The sequence below is a fragment of the Desulfovibrio sp. TomC genome (genome assembly GCF_000801335.2).
Lineage (GTDB): Bacteria > Desulfobacterota > Desulfovibrionia > Desulfovibrionales > Desulfovibrionaceae > Solidesulfovibrio.
Map to the genome: position 1 here is coordinate 186,898 of NZ_JSEH01000004.1, position 17,343 is coordinate 204,240.

15 protein-coding genes and 2 tRNA genes are annotated in these 17,343 nt (G+C 62.9%); 7 read left to right on the forward strand and 10 right to left on the reverse strand.

Annotation, left to right across the window (positions count from 1 at the left end; genetic code table 11):
* The first annotated feature begins 58 nt into the window (after nt 1-58).
* Entirely contained in the window at nt 59-964 is a 906-nt protein-coding gene (locus NY78_RS05455) for a glycosyltransferase family 2 protein (protein WP_047960054.1), read from the forward strand.
* A 51-nt stretch (nt 965-1,015) separates the two neighbouring features.
* Here the strand turns inward: NY78_RS05455 and NY78_RS05460 are convergent, their stop codons facing one another.
* Nucleotides 1,016-1,375 (reverse strand): molybdenum cofactor biosynthesis protein MoaE, encoded by a 360-nt coding sequence (locus tag NY78_RS05460; RefSeq protein WP_043632753.1) that lies wholly within the window; start codon nt 1,373-1,375, stop codon nt 1,016-1,018.
* Between the two features lie 28 nt (nt 1,376-1,403).
* Here NY78_RS05460 and NY78_RS05465 point away from each other — a divergent pair, with 28 nt between their 5' ends.
* Complete coding sequence (locus NY78_RS05465) at nt 1,404-4,136, forward strand: tetratricopeptide repeat protein (RefSeq protein WP_043632756.1); 2,733 nt, start codon at nt 1,404-1,406, stop codon at nt 4,134-4,136.
* 50 nt (nt 4,137-4,186) lie between these two features.
* Here the strand turns inward: NY78_RS05465 and NY78_RS05470 are convergent, their stop codons facing one another.
* Nucleotides 4,187-4,828: a TetR/AcrR family transcriptional regulator gene (locus NY78_RS05470; RefSeq protein ID WP_043632759.1), complete on the reverse strand. Its 642-nt coding sequence runs from the start codon at nt 4,826-4,828 to the stop codon at nt 4,187-4,189.
* A 646-nt stretch (nt 4,829-5,474) separates the two neighbouring features.
* Between NY78_RS05470 and NY78_RS05475 the strand changes: the two genes are divergently transcribed.
* From NY78_RS05475 to NY78_RS05485, 3 genes are read left to right on the forward strand one after another with little or no spacing between them, the layout of a single operon-like run.
* Nucleotides 5,475-7,628: an FUSC family protein gene (locus NY78_RS05475; protein ID WP_043632761.1), complete on the forward strand. Its 2,154-nt coding sequence runs from the start codon at nt 5,475-5,477 to the stop codon at nt 7,626-7,628.
* Between the two features lie 23 nt (nt 7,629-7,651).
* The gene (locus NY78_RS05480) at nt 7,652-7,858 is read left to right on the forward strand and encodes a DUF1656 domain-containing protein (protein WP_043632764.1); all 207 of its coding nucleotides are present in this window, start codon (nt 7,652-7,654) and stop codon (nt 7,856-7,858) included.
* A 9-nt stretch (nt 7,859-7,867) separates the two neighbouring features.
* Nucleotides 7,868-8,959 (forward strand): HlyD family secretion protein, encoded by a 1,092-nt coding sequence (locus tag NY78_RS05485; RefSeq protein WP_043632767.1) that lies wholly within the window; start codon nt 7,868-7,870, stop codon nt 8,957-8,959.
* A gap of 260 nt (nt 8,960-9,219) precedes the next feature.
* On the opposite strand, the gene NY78_RS05490 is transcribed toward NY78_RS05485, so the two are convergent.
* The 8 genes from NY78_RS05490 to NY78_RS05525 all read right to left on the reverse strand — a co-directional run bounded on the left by NY78_RS05490 (nt 9,220) and on the right by NY78_RS05525 (nt 15,906).
* Nucleotides 9,220-9,537: a TusE/DsrC/DsvC family sulfur relay protein gene (locus NY78_RS05490; protein ID WP_006921540.1), complete on the reverse strand. Its 318-nt coding sequence runs from the start codon at nt 9,535-9,537 to the stop codon at nt 9,220-9,222.
* 291 nt (nt 9,538-9,828) lie between these two features.
* Entirely contained in the window at nt 9,829-11,574 is a 1,746-nt protein-coding gene (locus tag NY78_RS05495; RefSeq protein ID WP_043632770.1) for a YcaO-like family protein, read from the reverse strand.
* 31 nt (nt 11,575-11,605) lie between these two features.
* Complete coding sequence (locus NY78_RS05500) at nt 11,606-12,337, reverse strand: class I SAM-dependent methyltransferase (RefSeq protein ID WP_043632773.1); 732 nt, start codon at nt 12,335-12,337, stop codon at nt 11,606-11,608.
* A gap of 102 nt (nt 12,338-12,439) precedes the next feature.
* Nucleotides 12,440-12,514, reverse strand: a tRNA-Gly gene (locus NY78_RS05505).
* A gap of 14 nt (nt 12,515-12,528) precedes the next feature.
* A tRNA-Cys gene (locus NY78_RS05510) sits at nt 12,529-12,603 on the reverse strand.
* Nucleotides 12,604-13,260: 657 nt separating this feature from the next.
* A complete protein-coding gene (locus NY78_RS05515; protein WP_043632775.1) occupies nt 13,261-13,719 on the reverse strand; it encodes an Hsp20/alpha crystallin family protein in 459 nt (152 codons plus the stop codon).
* Between the two features lie 94 nt (nt 13,720-13,813).
* The gene (locus NY78_RS05520) at nt 13,814-14,932 is read right to left on the reverse strand and encodes a serine hydrolase domain-containing protein (RefSeq protein WP_043632777.1); all 1,119 of its coding nucleotides are present in this window, start codon (nt 14,930-14,932) and stop codon (nt 13,814-13,816) included.
* Between the two features lie 14 nt (nt 14,933-14,946).
* Nucleotides 14,947-15,906, reverse strand: a complete 960-nt coding sequence (locus NY78_RS05525) for a YbgA family protein (protein WP_043632780.1) — start codon at nt 15,904-15,906, stop codon at nt 14,947-14,949.
* 128 nt (nt 15,907-16,034) lie between these two features.
* Here NY78_RS05525 and NY78_RS05530 point away from each other — a divergent pair, with 128 nt between their 5' ends.
* Together NY78_RS05530 and NY78_RS05535 are read left to right on the forward strand one after the other, a co-directional pair.
* Nucleotides 16,035-16,667, forward strand: a complete 633-nt coding sequence (locus NY78_RS05530; RefSeq protein WP_156180872.1) for an HAD family hydrolase — start codon at nt 16,035-16,037, stop codon at nt 16,665-16,667.
* The gene (locus tag NY78_RS05535; RefSeq protein ID WP_043632783.1) at nt 16,660-17,304 is read left to right on the forward strand and encodes a phosphatidylserine decarboxylase family protein; all 645 of its coding nucleotides are present in this window, start codon (nt 16,660-16,662) and stop codon (nt 17,302-17,304) included. Before NY78_RS05530 ends, NY78_RS05535 begins: the two co-directional genes overlap by 8 nt.
* Nucleotides 17,305-17,343 lie beyond the last annotated feature (39 nt).

Consider the following 17,343-nt stretch of genomic DNA (forward strand, 5'->3'; position numbering starts at 1 on the left):
TGCCCGGGGGAAAGAGGCGGCCTTGGCAGGTCCGGCCCGGCCATGTAGTGTCGGGACCATGACGCACGCACCCTTGCCGCACGTGGCCGAACCGTTGGTCACGGTCATCATCCCCACCCACGACCGGGCTGCGCTCCTGATGCGGGCCGTGACTTCGGCCTTGGGCCAGACCCATGGAAGCCTGGAAGTCCTGGTGGTTGACGACGGCTCGACGGATGAGACTCCGGCGCTGCTGGCTGCCGTGGACGATCCCCGGCTGACGGTGATCCGCCGGCAGACGCCCGGCGGGGTGTCGGCGGCGCGCAATGTGGCGATTGCTGCGGCCCGGGGGGACTTTATCGCCCTGCTGGATTCCGACGACGAATGGCTGCCGGACAAAACCGCCCGCCAGCTGGCCTACATGCTGGAAAACGGCCATATCATAAGCCAGACCCAGGAAATATGGATGCGCGGCGGCCGGCGGGTCAATCCCGTGGCCAGACATGGCAAGCCGGATGGGTTCTTTTTTGAGGCCGCACTGGATATGTGTCTGGTCAGCCCTTCGACAACGATGTTTGCCAGGGGATTTTTTGAGGAGGTCGGGCTTTTTGACGAAAGTCTCCCGGCCTGCGAAGACTATGATCTGTGGCTGCGGACCTTGCTGCGCCATCCCATAGGGTTGCTGGACGCCTACCTGGCCGTGCGCCACGGCGGGCGGGGCGATCAGCTCTCGACCATGTTTATTGGCCAGGACCTGTTTCGCATACGGGCGATGATCGGCCTCTTGGCCCGGCCGGAAGTGACGCCCTGGCATCGGGATTGCATTGAAAAAGAATTGCGCCGCAAGGTCCGGGTCTATGTCGTTGGCTGTTGCAAGCGCGACAGACCGGAAGAGGCCGAGCGGGTGCTGGCCCTGATGGAAACGGCCCTTGGCGCGGCCAAAGCGCATGACACCCAGCCGCCCGCGCCGGACGGGGCGGCCTGAATGCGGCGGGTTGGGGCGGCCCGGCGAGAGGCCGCCGGCCCGGGAAAAGGCCTAGGGCGCGACTTCCCGTTTGGTGATGGCCTCGGCCTTGATGCGCGTCAGGGTGTGGGTGAGCCCGGCCAGGACGTTTTCCCGGATATCGCCGGCAGCGATGATAAAAAGCAGATCGTCGCCCGGGGCAAAAGTGCCGGCCCGGGCTTCGACCAGCACCCGGAACATGCCGGGCATGGCTTCGCCTTCCTGGCGGATGGCTTCCACCAGATCGGCGTCCACCCGGACTTCCAGGGAGGCCACCGGAGCCCCTTGCCGGGACGTGGCCCGGGCCATGCCGTTATGCACCAGTACCATGCCGACTTTCTCCAGAAAGCCCGGCTGAGCCTTAAGCGCCGCAATGGTTTTTGATATGTCCATCAACGGCAAGTAAGGGAGAACAGCGCCCTTGTCTACGTTTTACATCGCCAATCTGCTGGAGAAGCTGCCCCAGATTCCGACCACGCGCATGGTGCACAACGGCATCTGCGTCTGGGTGGTCTGGGACGGCGAACTCGACCCGGGCATCCCGACCATGCTCGAGGACTACGGCGGTTTTCGCATGGCCGACGCCTACGGCCAGGCCCTGTGGTTTTTCTTCAGCGAGGAGGGCCTGCGGGCCTTAGGGCGCATCCATGTCTGGGGCAAGGTCAACGCCATGCGCCTTTTTATGGAGGCAGTGCCGGCGGCGATGTTGGTCAGCCCCAAATTCGAGCGCTCACTGACCATGTCCGTGGAGCTGTCGCGCCAGCATGTCTCGCCGGGCGAAACCCTGGAGATCCTACTCCATCCCAATCTCAAACCACAGTTGGCCCATCTCCCGGGACTGTCGGGCCAGCACACCAAACCCACCATGGGCTTGGCCCGGGTTGCCTTCGAGCGTCTGGAGGCCGATACCGCCTTGTCCTACGACCCGGGGCTCATCTGGTATTGCGTGCTGCGGCCCCTGGGCGATCCTTTAAGCCGCAATACGGCCGAGGGCTGGCGCAATATCGCCGAGGAACTCCTTGATATCGTCGAACGCCTGGGCGTCAAGTTCATCCGGCATGAAGGGTTTCTTATTTTCGAGCTGTCCGGGCTGCGCAAGTTTCGTTCGTGGTCGCGCGACACCATTGCCCGGATCATGCGGCTTAAGGAAGAAGGGGAGCAGGGCCGTTACTGGCCAAGCGTCATGGCCGCGGCCTCGTCCAAAGGCCGGACCCTGAGCAAGGACCTGCCCCGACGCCTTGGTCTGGACTGGGACCAGATGAGTCCGGACTATCCCCACATGAGCTACCGTTCGGCCTTTCTGCTGGGCGACGACTTCATCATCCACGAGGCCCGGACGCTGTCGCGCGGGGTGACCGTCGAGGACTGGTGCAACGTCAGTCTGGCCCGGGCGGAAGAGACCGAAGACGCCGCCGAGGAGAAAATCCAAGGCGAACTGGCCGTGCCGTTACCCTCGGCACTGTCTGGCGGGGACGCCAAACCGTGTTTCTACTGCGGACTGAACAACCATACCCCGCACCACTGCCCTTCCAAACTGTTGACCGTGCCCAAGCCCGAAGTGTGGGAGCTTTTCGGTGATGTGGACATGGGTGGCCTGGAAGCGCTGTCCCAGGGCCTGGAAACGGCCCTGGCCGCTGATTTTGACACCGAGTCGGCCCGCCTGCTGACCGGCGGCGATGCCCCGTGCCTGTTTTATCAGTCTCTTTTCGAGACCGGGATGCCGTTTCAGACGCGCTTTCTCGAGCTGGTGTGGCGCAGCAAGGGCAAGGTCCTGCCGGATGGTCTGGCCCAGCTGGGCCAGCGCGAGGGCGAGTTTTTCTGGGGCGCCCTGGTCGCTTTTCGCAGCGATGACGCCGAGAATTACGATGCGCTCATGACCCAGGCCCTGGCCAAGTATCCCCGGGCTTACCAGCCCAAGTCGCTGCAAGGTTTTCAGGCCATGGAAGCCGGGGATTGGACCAAGGCCGTCTACTATTGGCAGGAGGCGGGCCGGCAGTGCCACACGGCCCTGCAACGGGGCTATTTCCATTTCCTGGAGGCCCGGACGGCGGAAATCCAGGGGGACAGCCATAAGGCCATCGCCCATTACCGCGAGACCCTACGGGAAAATCCCAAGTGGTTGGAGCCGGTCTACCGCCAGGGCGTGTGTCTGGTGAAGATGGGCTTTATCGATCAGGGGTTGCAGTATCTGCTCCCCCTGGTGACGGCAGATGCGCCAACATTTAACCGGGTGCTGCTCGACCCGGAGTTGGAGCGCGGCCGGTTGCAGGTGCTCGGCGCGTTGTGGCGGGTCTGGAGTGCCGCCCGGGAGGAGGCCAAGCACCGGCTTGGCACCCTGGCCGAACTGTCCGAATCGGTGCGCGGCCGGTTTCTCGATGAAGAACCGTATCTGGCTGAGGCTGCGGCCAAGGCCGAGGTCTTGGCGACGCTTGGCAAAGTCAGCAATTATGTGGCTTTTAAGCGACTTGTAAACGGAGTGGATGCCTTCGAAGCCGAAGTCAAAAAGGCTATCGAAAAGGAACTGGCGGCCATGCGGGCCAGACAGGACCGGCAGGTGGAGGATTTGAAGGGCATTCAGCGGGAGGCGGCGTGGTTCCCGTTCCCCTCACTCTTGCGGGAGTTCAACAAGGATTTCAACTATTGCGCCACGAGGCTTAACTGGATGCGCACCGCATCCATGGACGAGGCCGCCAATTTTCGGAAAAGCCGCGAGAGTATGCCGGAGGTGGACGAGCGCATCCAGACGTTGCGCACCCGGCTGATCACGCTTCGCATTGTGCGTGATTCGACCTTTTTTACCATGCTTTTTGGTCGCAATTTCATGTGGATGGAGGTGGCAAGCCTGGGGTTGTCCCTGGTGCTGGTGCCGCTTATGGTCTATGCGTTCCAGCGTTTCGGCCAGGGTTGGGTGGCGGACATGGTGGAGCATCAGAAGTGGCAGTTGCAAAAGGGGCTGGTGGTCATTTTGACGATTTCGGCCCTGGCTTTAGCCGCCATCAACACGGCGCTGACCTTTGACGCAAAAAAACGCAAGCTGTTTAAGCTGGCCGAGGAAGGCAAGCTGCCCAAGAAAAAGCCCAAGAAATCGCCCAAGCCCAAGAAAAAGCCCGCGCCCAAAGCTGCGCCCAAAGCTAAGGCCGCGCCTAAAAAATAGGCCACTTGGTCGTTAGCTCGGTCCAGTTTGGCCCGGCCCGGTTTGACCTGTCAGCGAAGTGAGCCCTCGCTTGGAAACCCCTGTGTCAGGCTTTGAAAGAGTCCTTCCAGTTGCCGGGCCAGATCGGCTGGCTCGGCCTCAGTCAGCGCCGACAGGCCAATAATTTGCCGCATGAGCTGGAATCCGGCGATGACTGCCAGCAAAAGGGCCGCCCGCTGCGGAGCGCCTGGACCGGACAGGATGTCGACAAGCGGCTGCAGGTGCTGCTGGGCATGGTCCCGCAGGATGGTTGCCGCCTGCGGGTTGGCGGCCGAGCGGATCAGCAGCAGGATGCCGTCCAGGGGACTGACGCCCGGCTCGGTCTTGGCGACCAGGGTGCGGGCCATATTTTGGGCGAGCGTCGCAACGGTTCGGTCCGGCCTGGTCAATTCGTGCCGGAGTATTCCCGGCGTCGCCAGCGTCGCTTCGACCACCTCCTCAAACAACCTCTCCTTGGAACCGAAATACCGGTTGACGAGCATTGCCGTCACGCCGGCATTTTGTGCGATTTCCCGGACGCCGACGCCGTCATAGCCGCAACGGGTGAAGGCCAGGCGGGCCGAATCGAGGATCGCCTGCCGCGTGGCTGCCGCGTTTCGCCGCCGTTTCGGGTGGTGGCCCGGGGCAAGGCCTGTGGTGGTGGGCTCATCCATGTCGTTTCCCCTCGTTTGCTGATCATCCCTCGGGCTTGACGAAGCCTGTCGGCGGCGGCGCACGGCCGCTTCCCGGCGTGCTGGGGTGATACCCCCTTTGCCGGCGACAATCCATGCAAGCAATGTTGACAGCCCGGGAGCGTGGGGTATTGCCGTCCTTCCCCTGGCCTGAAAACTGGCGGCCGGTCTTGCCGGTCGTGCGGGACTGTTGTGAAATAGCCTGCTATCCCTGCATGTTGCTGCCTCTCCCGATACCCCGTATGACAGTTTGGATACAATATCTACACATGTAGACAAAATATGAAATTGAGTCTACAGGTGTAGAGAAAGAGGGCGGGAAGTCCTGCTCCGCGTGAAGAACGCCCGGAGTGGCCCGGGCGCACGAATCTGTTCGGATACTGTGCCGCATTGACGCGCGCTGGCGAAAACCGGCGGCGATTGGCGCCCCGGGAGTGGGCCGCCCCGCGCCGCGTTCGGATGCTGCTTCGCCAGTCCAGCCACGGCCGCCTGACAGCGTATCCAACACAACGGCTTCGCCGGGTCATCGGGCCAACATGACGCCAGGCCTCTTTTTCCCCTTTTGGGGTGGAGGGGCTAAGCGGTGTCGTGTCGCCGCCATGCCCTCGTTGCTCCAGGATCGTATCACATGGTGTATCATCGTCTCGCGGCCAGGGAATCCATCAAAACCGGTCTGGCCATGGCGCTTGCCTGCGGCATCGCCCTGGCCCTTGGCTGGGAGAATCCCTATTGGGCCGCAATCGCCGTGGCCGTCGTCAGTATGCCGACCGTCGGCGAATCGCTCAATAAAAGCGCCTTGCGACTCGGGGGAACCGTGGTCGGCGGTCTGGTCGGCCTGCTGTCTTTGGGGTTGTTTGGCCAGGACCGGTTTGCCTTTACCCTCTTCATGTCGCTGTATGTCGGCTGGTGCGCCTACCGCATTACAGTAACCCGCGCAGTCTACTTCTGGTTCATCAGCGGCTACGTCGCCCTGCTCATTGCCGCCGCCGGCGTGGGCAGCAGTTCGCACCAGGCCTTTTATACCGCGATGCTGCGCGTCCAGGAAACCGGACTTGGCATCCTCGTTTACGCATTCGTTTCGGTCTTCGTGTGGCCGCAGCGCTGTTTAGATGACCTGAAGCTGGTGGTCAGGAATCTTGTGGGGGTAGAGGCCAAAACCCTGGCACAGTATTTTACCCTGCTTCGCCAGGAGGAAGCCGGGGATCGGACGGCAAGCTGGTACGCCATGGAGAACCAGCTCGTTGGCCAGCTTGCGCGACGGCTCGACGCAGCCGAAATGGAACAGTTCGAGATCCGCGAAGTCCGGCACTGGTGGCGGCGTCTGCTGCGCACGGCCCAGGACCTGATGGAAGCCATGGAGATCTGGCGGGAGACGTTCCCGGAACTACGGCGCATCGACCTGGATGCCGTTTTGCCGGACCTGCCGGAGGTCGAGCGCTCCCTGCAGGCGCGTTTCCGACAAGTGGTCGCCCTGGCCGACGGCGGGCAGCCGCAAGAGCCTTTGCCGGCCCCTGCCTTGCCGATCGACCAGGACCGTCTTCGGGCACTGCCGCATTTGCAGCAGGCCGCTGTCTTGACGCTCCAGGCGACGGTGTTGGAGATCGGGGCGCTCACGGATCGGCTTGTGACCTGTATGCGGGGTATCAAGGAGAAACGGCCGCAAGGCGCGGACGCCCCGGATGCGGACGTTTCGGCGGTCGGCCGGCAGGCGGACCCGGACAGCTTCATGGCCTTTTTGCGCGGCATGGCGGCCGTATGGCTTTCGACCCTGGTCTGGATAGCCTTCGATCCGCCCGGCCACATGATGCTCGTGGTCTTTACCGGGATTCACACCCTGATGGGAGTCATGTCGCCCCAGATGCGCTGGGCGAAATTCATCCTGGCCAATACGATGGGCGTCGTGATCGCCGCTGTGCTCTATGTCTTCGTTATGCCGCAGTTGTCAGGCTACATGGAGCTTTCCGTCCTGCTTTTCGTGCTGACCAGCGTCATTTATTACGTCTTCTGGGATCCGCGGCTGACCATGCTCAAGTTTTCCGCCATCGTGCCCTTCATTATGCTGACCAATATTCAGAACCATCAGGTCTATAATATGATCAGCTATTGCAGCAGTGCGACGGCCATGCTGCTGAGCCTGCCGTTGGCGGCCATGGCCTCCAATGGCGTGTGTTCCTTACGCCCGGAAAAGATGTTTGTGCGTCTTGGGTCCCGGTATTTTCGTCAGGCCCTGGCCCTCATGGCCACGTTCGCGACGCCAAGGAAATCCGGCTGGCCCGGGAAAACGAGCGCGTCCGTTTTGTCGGCCATGCAGGCCTCGGTCGGCAAGATCGGCGGTTGGGCCAATGGCGTCGACTATAAGTTGTTGCCGCAACAGGCCCCGCAGCAGGCTGTGGCCATGGTTGCCAGCCTCAATACCCTGACCTACCGGTTTTTGTTTTTTGCGGCGGCCCAGCCTGAACGGACGCCGTCGTGGCCGGCCTTTGACGCGGCGCTTGAGGCGTGGCGAGCGGCCATTGAGGACGTTTTGCGCCAGTGGGCAGCCCGTCCGATGCAGCAAGCGCGTGAATGCGCCCTGCATGGCCGGCTGGCCCAGGCCCGGGCGCAGCTTGAAAATGCAAGCGAAGCGAGCTTCGAACAGATCGAAGGCGCGTTCACGCCAGCCCAATACACCCGGGCTTACCGTCTGCTTGGCGGCTACAGGGGGCTTTACGACGCCCTCGTCGCCCATGCGGCCCTGGCTGCGGCGTTTGATTGGGACGCCTGGCGTGAATCGCGTTTGTAACCAGACTGAAAAAGGAGGGAGCGATGCTCCTATCGCCACGCGAGGTCAATATTGCCGGAATCTATCTGCCGCCGTTGCTCATCGCCGGCTGTTCCGGACTGGCGCTCGCCTATGGGCTGGCCAGAGGGCTGAACCGGTTTCGCCTGTCGCGGTATTTTGCCGCCCCGCAGCTGGTGTTCGTGTGTCTGGCCATCATCTTCTCAAACCTGATCGAAACAGTTCTTTTCTAGGATACCTCGATGCGCTTCCCGATTCGAATTGTGCTGACGACTGCCGTTGTGTGTCTTGCCGTCGGTCTCATGATCCTTAAATTCCGGCAGTACCTGCTCGATCCCTGGACCCGGGATGGGCAGGTCCGGGCAAATGTGGTCAAGATCACGCCCCGCGTGTCCGGCCCGATTGTGTCGCTGCCGATCAAGGACAACCAGTTCGTCCACAAGGGCGATCTGCTCTTTGCGATCGACCCCCGGACGTTTCAGGCCGCCTTTGACAAGGCCGGCGCCGACCTGGACCAGACGCGCAACCAGATCGACAACCTGACGCAACAGGTCAAAAGCGCCACGGCCTCGCGGCAGCAATGCGAAATCGCCATTCGCAAGGCCAGTTTTGCGGTCACGAGCGCCAAGGCCCATTTTGATGAAGCCTCCAAGGATCTGGGGCGCAACGAATCCTTGGTGGCCCGGGACACCATTGCCCGGCGGGATTATGACCTGAGCAAGGAGACCAGCATCAAGGCCCAGTCGGATTTCAATCAGGCCCAGGCCCAATTGGAAAGCGCCATTTCGGCCCAGATCAAGGCCGAGTCCGAATTGGCCAGTTCCCGGGCGCTCCTTGGCGCGCCCGGCGAGGAGAATCCGCTGCTGCGCCAGGCCATGGCCCAGTGGGAGGAGGCCAAGCTCAATCTGGAGTTCACCCAGGTCCGGGCTCCGGTCGATGGCTACGTCGCCAACCTGAACCTGCGTCCGGGCAGTCAGGCCGTGGCCAACCAGCCGCTCCTGGCCCTGGTTGATGCCGACAGTTTCTGGATTGCCGGGTACTTCCGCGAAACATGTATCGGCGGTATTGCGGCCGGCGACAAGGCCGTTGTCACGCTTATGACCTACCCGGATGCGAGAATCGAGGGGGAAGTGGAGAGCATAGGCCAGGGCGTGGCCCAGCAGGACGGATCAACCGGCGAGGACCTGCTCCCTACCATCAACCCCACCTTCGAATGGATTCGTTTGGCCCAGCGTATTCCGGTCCGGATTCATATTGTGCAAAAGCCGGAGAATGTCGTGCTGCGGGCCGGCACGACCGCTTCCGTGCTCGTTATGACCCAAACGCATTTGTAACCCTTCCGAGGCGGCGGGCAGGCAACATCGAACGGTCTGACCGGGCGGCCTCGGAGCGGTTCGGGGCAGCCATGGATTCGGGCCATAGTGAAATCGGGCAGGGACAGACAGCGTAACGGCGGCGGGGCGGGAGAGCGGTCCGGCAGCCCGGCAGGCACGGCCGGGCTGCCCTGGGAGCAAGGATGCGCCTGCCGGGGACCGGAGACAAAAAAAGGCGGCGGGTTGCCCCGCCGCCTTTTTCCCTCGAAGAGAAGCGAGAACTAGACGCAGCCGGTGGGCTTGGGCAGGCCGGCCATTTTGCAGGCTCCTTTGCCAGGTCCGGACGGGAACAGCTCGTAGATGTGCTTCAGCTTGAATCCGGTCACTTTGGACAGGATGCGCACCATCGGGGCGATGCCGTTCTTCTTGTAGTAGTCCTGCAGGAACTCGATGACCTTGTTGTGCTCCGGGGTCAGCTCTTTGATGCCCTCGGAGTCCTTCACGTAGTCAACCCATTCCAGGGTCCAGTCTTCAAACTTCTGCAGGAAGCCGTCTTCGTCGACCTCGAAGGTTTTGCCTTTGTACTCAACAGTAGCCATGCGCATCCTCCTTACAAGGTTGATAATACAAGCGCCCGACAGGAGAGCCGGGCGATTCCAATGCCCCCACGCGCAGCGGGGAGGCCTCACCCATAGATCAGAGCACCCTTGATGCCCGATGGGTCGTGCTTGTCAGGGAACCGGCTCCAGTGGCAGCTTCAGGCTCCCGCGTTACTTTCCGAACGTATCCTTGAAAACCTGTTGGTGTCAACGGCTTTTCAAAGCGGAGGCGACAGCCCTGCGTCGATTTCGTCCGTTATGCTACGCTGTTGCGACAACTTTACGCAGTCTTTACCGACCCATGGCGGTCAATTGATCCTTGGCGAACGTGATGGAAGGGTCCAGGGCCAAGGCCGCTTCCAGGTAATGGACCGCCAGGGCGTTCTGCCCCAGTTTGGCCTGGCACAGCCCCAGGTTGGCCAGATCCATGGCCGAGCCGGCGTCCAGCTCCAGGGCGGCGGCAAAGTCGGCGGCAGCCGCCTCGTAGCGTCCGGCCTTGTACTGGGCCACGCCGCGCAGATTAAAGTATTCCTTGACCTCGGGGCAATAGGCCACGGCCCGGTCCAAGATGGGCACGATCTCGTCGAAGCGGCCGAGCTGGGACAGGGCGTGGGCCTGGTAAAAGGCGGCCAGTCCCTTGTCCTCGGCACTGGTTTGCAAGGCCTCGGCGCAGGCGAACTGGGGTGCGGCAGCCTCGGCGTCGCCCAGGCGAAGGGACAGCACACCCTCGAAAAAGGCCACGAAGGGGGCGCTGGGGTAGATTTCGGCCAGGGCGGCCAGACCGGCGTCGGCCGTGGCCGGATCGGCTTCCTCGGCCAGCAGTCGGCCGGTGAAAAGCCCGAGGCTGGCGGCCGGGGTGCGTTCGCGAAAGAGAAAACCGGGCACCACGTTGTAGTTGGCCGCAAGGCCGAGTTCGGCATGGGTGGTGTCCACGGTCAAAAGCGGAAAGCCGCGCGCAGCCAGGGCCTCGGCCAGCTCGGCCAGCTCCTCGGCAATGTCGTCGCGCTCAAGGCCGGGCAGGCTGGACAGGGGGACAAGCGGACCTTCGGTCACCCAGGCCGCCGCGTCCACAGAGGTGAACTTGGGCAGGCCCGAGGCCTCGTAGTTGGAGAGGCTCTCGAAATCGCCGGCCAGCTGGGCCACTTCGGTCAGCGCCCGGATGGCGGCTTTGGCCGGGGAGGTCGCCGTGCCGGCCGTAAAGACGATCTCCGAGGCATGGGGGAAGGTGCCCGGATCATAGGCTAAGGCCCCGATGGTCGGCACGGGCATGTCCAGGGTGAAATCCTTGAGCCACACCTTGATGCCCTGGCTGGTGAAGGCGTCCAGGAGCTTTTGGAGCACCGGGTCCTGGAGGCTGGCCGGGTCGATGGTGGGCTGGATGGGGCGGGTGCGGTCGATGATGGTCGAGACGTGGCGCTCGACCAGCTCGCAGGCCCCCTGGAGCACGGATTCCTCGAAGCAGTTGCCGGCGGAAGAACCGTTAAATTCGTTTAAGATCTTAAACCAATCCAGGGGCACGGCCACGTCCGTCCCCTTGGCCACGTCGGAAACGAGCGCAAAGCGCCAGGGGACGAGGTCCAGGATGCGCCGGGCGTCCGCGTCGCTTATGGTCTCGCCCACCGAGGCCTTGATGACCGACAATGGGATGAGCGCGTCGCCAAACCGGGCCTCGGCCTCGCTCCAGGTGGCCGGGAAGAATCGGTCTTCATCGCGCCAAAACGAGAAAAAACTGTAGCGCTCGGCCAGCTCCATGAGCGCCGAGGCCTCGGCCTGCTCCGGGGAGGCTCCCTTGCCCATCTGCTTGCGGGTGGGCATGACGGCCCGGGCTTCGTCGCCGCAGATGCTTAAAAAGACCGGAATGCCGAGTCGGCCGGTGTCGATGCGTTTGGTTTCGGCCAAAACGCCGGTGCCGAGCCGGGCAAAGGCGGCTTTGGCCCGGGCCACGGTCTCGGCCGGAGATATGATTTTATCCTGATCGACGGTGTAGCCCTTGGGGCGATGGGTCAGGCCCGGGGCCAGGGTGTCGCGGTGGTCCATGCAATGCTTCCGTTCGGGTAGGGGTTGCCGCCTAGACGACCTTTTTGGGCGTCATGCGGTAGATCTGGCACAGCTTGCGTTCCGGCTGTCCCGACTCCGGGGCGGTTTCCTTGTAGCCGACCACCCGCTCGGCAATGGTGAATTCTTCATCGGCCAGTTCCATGAACCGGGTGGCCTTGCGGGTGAAATCCTTGGCCAACAGCAGGGCGGCGTCTTTTTTGAGCGCGAGGTGGGCCAGGAAGAATTTGAGCAGGCTGCGGTAGGTGTCCTGGAGATAAAGCACCTCAGCCCCGAGGATGACGTCAAAGCGCCGGCCCAGGCGGTCGGTCGTGAAATCGGCTCGGGCGACGCTGGCCGTGTCGGCCAGGCCGTTTTGCAGAATATTGATCTGGGCAAAAAGCAGGGCGTCGGGATGGATGTCGGTGACCAGGGTGGTGAAGCCCTTTTGGGCGGCAAACAGGCCGCACAGGCCGATGCCGCTGCCGACTTCGAGCAGGGTGCGGCCGTTGGCTGGCCCGAGGTGGCGCAGGGAATGGGCCAGGAGCAGGGCGGCGGGCCAGATCGTGGCCCAGTAGGGCAGCTCGACCGGGCCGTCGCCGGCGATGGCCAACTGGCGGTCAATGAGGGCGGCTACGTCGTCTATTTGGAGAAGTTCCAGGGTTTCGCCGCCCACGGAGACGGGCTCGAAGTGCACGTCGTAGCGGCTCTTGGCAGCGTCCAGAAGTTCGTCGAGGGGGGCGTCGAGGGGGATGGCTGTGTCCATAAACACTCCCTGTGCGGTATGGATTGCCGGCAATAGCGCAATCGCGGGGGCATGGCAAAGAAAAAGGGCCGGCTTTGTGGGCCGGCCCTGTCGATTTTTCAGTGGAGCGGGAAACGGGATTTGAACCCGCGACTTCAACCTTGGCAAGGTTGCACTCTACCACTGAGTTATTCCCGCTCAATGTTCGGCTGTGGAGGCGGCATCCGGATTTGAACCGGAGAATGGAGGTTTTGCAGACCTCTGCCTTACCACTTGGCTATGCCGCCTCGTTTCAAGGAGCAATTTGTTTACTCGCTGCCGGCCCGGTTGTCAATGACTTTTTTCAATCTTTTCCGTCCGGTCCGACTCGGCGGGGCGGCCGCCGTTGCCGAGGCGCATAACTGTCAAAATCCGGCCCGCTCGTCAACAGGAAATTTTAAAAATTTCAAAAATGAGACATAAATATTTGTATTTAAATGATAAATTTTGAAGACCTCGTGTCGGCTGCCGGGCCGGGAAATGGTCTGTCCCGGCGGGCCGGCCCCTATGACCGGACCGCAACCCCAAATATGGTCCCCCCGCACCCCTGGTTGGCCCGTTTCCGGGACGGCCGGCAGGGAGAACGGGGCGAAGTGGAGTCCGCTTTTTTTCGGGAACGGGTGCACAAGGGGGGTATGGCCCATCCCGTGTCTTCAAGGGACTCACGGGCTTATTAAGGCCATTGGTCCTGCAACCGGCGGCCGGGTCGTCCTTTTCGGTGAAATCCGGCGGCTTCCTGTTCTCCCCGCGGGCTCGAAGCGTGGTCGGAAGGCTGAGGCCATGTCCCCCGGCCTTCCGAAACACCCCCTGGCGGGGCCAGTGGCTACGCTCACGGGCAGTACGGGCGTTTCACCACAAAAAAGGCCGGAGCGGTGAAGCTCCGGCCTTTGGGGCGGCAAGGCAGGCTATGCGCCTTCGATGGGGATGTTGCGGACAGCCTCGGCTGCGTCTCGGGGGAGCGTGACGGTGAGCACGCCCTTTTCGAAGCGGGCCTTGGCTTCGGCCTCCTTCACCTTGCCGGGCAGGGGGACGACGCGGGAAAATGAGCCGTAGGCGCGTTCGATGCGGTGGTAATCGTCCTTCTTCTGCTCGTCTTCGAAGCGCTTTTCGCCGCGAAGGATCAGCGCATCGTTTTCAACACTGATGGTCACATCCTTGGGATCAAGTCCTGGCAACTCCGCCTTGACGGTGACAACGCCGTCGGCTTCGCTGACGTCCACGGCCGGATATCCGGCATCGCGGAAAAGCGGGGACAGATTGCCAAAGGGTTCGCGCCAGAATTCCTCCATCATGTCCGACAAGCTGACCGGACGATTGGCAGCCGCAGAACGCTCCCGCATTCGCGGCAACAGATGCTTGAACATGGTCCAAACCTCCGTCAACATGAAATTAGGATATGATTTTCATAAGCACCCCATAGGGTCAGTCAAGACCGGGGCCGCATCTCCAAAAAGGAAATTACGACCCGACGGATTTGCCGGTCAGCAGCTCCAGGAGTTTCCAGCCTTCTTTGGAGAAATCGCCCTCGGTGTCGCAAAGGAGCACCACCCCGGACATATCGATCGGGGACATGAGGACCAGGGCGTAATACCCGCCGGAGCGGCCGGCGTGGAGCACGTACTCCTTGCCGCCAAAATTCATGACGTTCCAGAAATAGCCGATATAGAGCGTCGGGATCGAAGAGACATGCTTGCGCGGCAACTGGGCCAGCCGGGCGGGCGCGAGCAGGGGCGTCGGGGTCAGCCCCAGATTGGCCGCGGCGTAGGCGAGCAGGTCGTCGGCGGTGGACCGCAACGCCCCGGCGCCTTCCAGGCCGCTGACTTCCCAGTTGGGCACGACCCTGCCCTTGGCGTCATGGCCGTGGGTCATGCGGGAGCGCTGGTCCTCGGAAAGCGTCACCCGGGTGTCGGCCAGGCTTAGGGGCGTACAGATACGCTCCACCACCAGGGTTTCGTAATCGACGCCGGCGGCCCGGGCCAGCAGATAGCCGGTCAGGGCCGCGCCGACGTTGCTGTAATAGAAGTTCTGGCCCAGGGGCGCGATCAGGGCGGCCTGGGCGACGTAGCGCAGGAGCAGGCCCGTGGAATAGCCGGCCATGGGGTTTTGCGGATCTTTTGAGGGCAGGTTGTCCGGCCCTTCGGGCAGTCCCGAACTGTGGGTGGCCAGATCGAGGTAGCTCACCCACCACAGCGGCGAATCTTTGGCCAGCGTCCCGGGCGGCAGGGTGAGCCGGATGGGATCGGTGTCGTGCAGTTGGCCGGACAGGACGGCCTGGGCCAGGAGCAGGCCGGTGAAGGTCTTGGTGATGGAGCCGAGCTCAAAAAGCGTGCTGCCGTCCGGGACCTTGGCGACGCGCCCCTCGCCGCGCTGGCCAAAGCCGTAGACCTTGCGCCCGGCCGGGCTGACATAGCCCACCACCAGGCCATGTACCCGGCCCGAGCGGGTCAGATTCTCAACAAGATGGGCCGTGGCCTGCCGTCCGGGAAGCGGGGCGGCCTGGACGCCTGGGGCGGCGGCCAGGAGGAGCAGGGCGGTTAAGAGGAGCGGGGCGGAAAACAGGAGTGGGCGTCGCGGCATGGACAGGCTCCGGCTCAGGCGTGGTTGCGCAGTTTGAGTTCGATGGGGTGCGGCGACAGGTAGGCCTGATCACGTAAATAGGCCACATCGTATTTGCGGGTGTAGTGCGTAAGCAGGGTGATGGGAACAATGAGCGGCACGAGGCCCAGGCGATAGGCGTCGATCACCTCGTTTACCTCGGCTTTTTCCCCGGTCGTGAGCATTTTCTTGAAATAGCCCATGATGTGCTGGAGCACGTTGGCGTGTTTGGCCGGGGTGGCCGGCAGGGCCAAGGCCCGCATGAGCAGGGTTTCGTAGGATTGGCGCAGGGCGTCGGCCGGCCAGTTCTTGGCTTCGGCGGTCAATCGGCCGATCTGCCGGGCCAGCTCCGGGCTGTGGGCCATAAGGAGCAGCTTGTGGCTGGCGGTGAAGGCGATGATCCGGGAGAGAAGCGAGGCCTGGCCGTCGCCGGCCAACGCGGCGCGCCAGCGGGTCAGGGTGAAAATGCGTTCGATGAAGTTTTCCCGCAGCTTGTCGTCATGGAGCCGGCCTTCGTCCTCGACCGGGATCAGGGGAAAGCGGTCGATAAAGGCCCGGGCAAACAGGCCGACCCCGCGTTCGGTTGGCGAACCCTTGTCATTGTAGACCTTGACCCGGGTCAGGCCGCTTGAGGGCGACTTGGATTTGAAGATAAAGCCGCACAGGTTTTCTTCGGCCAGTGCCGCAACGCGCCCGGCGGCCCAGGCCTGCATTCGGTCGGTGTGGTCGAGGCCGGATTTGATGGCGACCAGCCGCGGCGCGTCCGGGTCGCCGACCAGGCGCATGGCTTCCCGGGGCACGCCCAGGCCGCATTCCACTTCCGGGCACACCGGAACGAATTCGAAAGAGCGGCCCAGGGTATCTATAATATAAAGATCACGCTTATGGCCGCCGTCGTAGCGGACAGGCTGGCCGAGCAGACAGGCGCTGACCCCGACGCGGATGGTCTCGGACATGGTTTTCCTCCAGAGGGAATTCCCGACTTGCCGGGGGGCATCTTTGCGGCTAAAGCCATCCAGGCAAATGCCAGTGTACGGGCTTTGCGCCGGCATGGGAAGCGATGCAGCCGGAATCAAGGACGGGTATGGAACAATTGTGCGGGCTTACCGCCATTTTTTTCGATTTCGGCGGTGTGCTGGCCGAGGAAGGATTCCGCGAGGGACTCATCCATATCGCCCAGCAAGCCGGGCGCGATCCGGCTATCGTGGTGCCCCGGGCCTATGAGATGGCCTGGACCACCCGGTACGTGATCGGCGGTTGCGACGAGGCCGGGTTCTGGCAGGCCTTTCGCCGGGCCACGGGCATCGTGGCCGAGGACGCCGACCTGACTGAGGCCGTGCTGTCCCGCTTTGTCCCCCGGCCCTTCATGTTTGCCGTGGCCGATGCGGCCCGGGCGGCCGGACTCAAGACCGCCATCCTGAGTGACCAGACCGAATGGCTGGCCCGGCTCGACACCCGCCATGACGTCTTTTCCCATTTCGACAGGGTCTTTAACAGCTACCACCACGGCACAAGCAAACGCGAAGCTGCGTTTTTCCACCTCGCCCTCAAGGCGCTCGGCGTGGCTGCGGAGGCCTCCCTGTTTATCGACGATGCCGGTCACAACACGGCCCTGGCCGCGACCCTTGGTTTCAAAACCATCCTCTACCGGGACCGGGCCTCGTTTTTTGACGAACTGGCCGCCGTGTGTCCACCCCTTGGAGCCGCCCATGTATAATCCCATCTGCGGTCTGGCCCGCGACGGACTGCCGATCATCGGATTTTTTGCCCTGGCCGCCCTGATCACTGCCGTGTTGCGCTGGCCCTGGCTGGCCGGACTCTTCTTGCTGCTCACGTTTTTCTCGCTCAATTTCTTCCGCGATCCCGACCGCGCCGCCCCGGTCGAGCCTGGCATCGCCGTGGCCCCGGCCGACGGCGTGGTCTGCAAGATGGGCGAGGCCACCGATCCGGCTTCCGGCGAAACGCGGCAGGTGGTGTGCATTTTCATGAACGTCTTTAACGTGCACGTGAACCGTTCGCCGGTCACCGGCGTGGTCTCGGAAGTCCGCTACATCCCCGGGAAATTCTTCAATGCCTCGCTGGACAAGGCCTCGACCGACAACGAGCGCAACATGATCGTGGTCACCGACCCTGAGGGCGCGCGTTTCACGGTCATGCAGATCGCCGGACTCATTGCCCGGCGCATCGTCTGCCCGGCCAAGGTCGGCGACCGGCTCGGCCGGGGCGAGCGCTACGGCATGATCAAGTTCGGCTCGCGCCTTGACGTCTATCTGCCACAGGGGTATGCTCCGGCTGTCACAATGGGCCAGAAAACCACAGCGGGCGTCACCGTTTTGGCGAAAAAGGCTGAGTAGGGGGCGGGGTTTTACCGCCCGCAGTGCCGATAAAAGTGG

What these genes read in the sequence shown, in the direction of transcription:
- NY78_RS05455 (WP_047960054.1), top strand. Translation starts at nt 59, where the DNA reads ATGACGCACGCACCCTTGCCGCACGTGGCCGAACCGTTGGTCACGGTC.
- NY78_RS05460 (WP_043632753.1), bottom strand. Translation starts at nt 1,375, where the DNA reads ATGGACATATCAAAAACCATTGCGGCGCTTAAGGCTCAGCCGGGCTTT.
- NY78_RS05470 (WP_043632759.1), bottom strand. Translation starts at nt 4,828, where the DNA reads ATGGATGAGCCCACCACCACAGGCCTTGCCCCGGGCCACCACCCGAAA.
- NY78_RS05475 (WP_043632761.1), top strand. Translation starts at nt 5,475, where the DNA reads ATGGTGTATCATCGTCTCGCGGCCAGGGAATCCATCAAAACCGGTCTG.
- NY78_RS05480 (WP_043632764.1), top strand. Translation starts at nt 7,652, where the DNA reads ATGCTCCTATCGCCACGCGAGGTCAATATTGCCGGAATCTATCTGCCG.
- NY78_RS05485 (WP_043632767.1), top strand. Translation starts at nt 7,868, where the DNA reads ATGCGCTTCCCGATTCGAATTGTGCTGACGACTGCCGTTGTGTGTCTT.
- NY78_RS05490 (WP_006921540.1), bottom strand. Translation starts at nt 9,537, where the DNA reads ATGGCTACTGTTGAGTACAAAGGCAAAACCTTCGAGGTCGACGAAGAC.
- NY78_RS05495 (WP_043632770.1), bottom strand. Translation starts at nt 11,574, where the DNA reads ATGGACCACCGCGACACCCTGGCCCCGGGCCTGACCCATCGCCCCAAG.
- NY78_RS05500 (WP_043632773.1), bottom strand. Translation starts at nt 12,337, where the DNA reads ATGGACACAGCCATCCCCCTCGACGCCCCCCTCGACGAACTTCTGGAC.
- NY78_RS05515 (WP_043632775.1), bottom strand. Translation starts at nt 13,719, where the DNA reads ATGTTCAAGCATCTGTTGCCGCGAATGCGGGAGCGTTCTGCGGCTGCC.
- NY78_RS05520 (WP_043632777.1), bottom strand. Translation starts at nt 14,932, where the DNA reads ATGCCGCGACGCCCACTCCTGTTTTCCGCCCCGCTCCTCTTAACCGCC.
- NY78_RS05525 (WP_043632780.1), bottom strand. Translation starts at nt 15,906, where the DNA reads ATGTCCGAGACCATCCGCGTCGGGGTCAGCGCCTGTCTGCTCGGCCAG.
- NY78_RS05530 (WP_156180872.1), top strand. Translation starts at nt 16,035, where the DNA reads ATGGAACAATTGTGCGGGCTTACCGCCATTTTTTTCGATTTCGGCGGT.
- NY78_RS05535 (WP_043632783.1), top strand. Translation starts at nt 16,660, where the DNA reads ATGTATAATCCCATCTGCGGTCTGGCCCGCGACGGACTGCCGATCATC.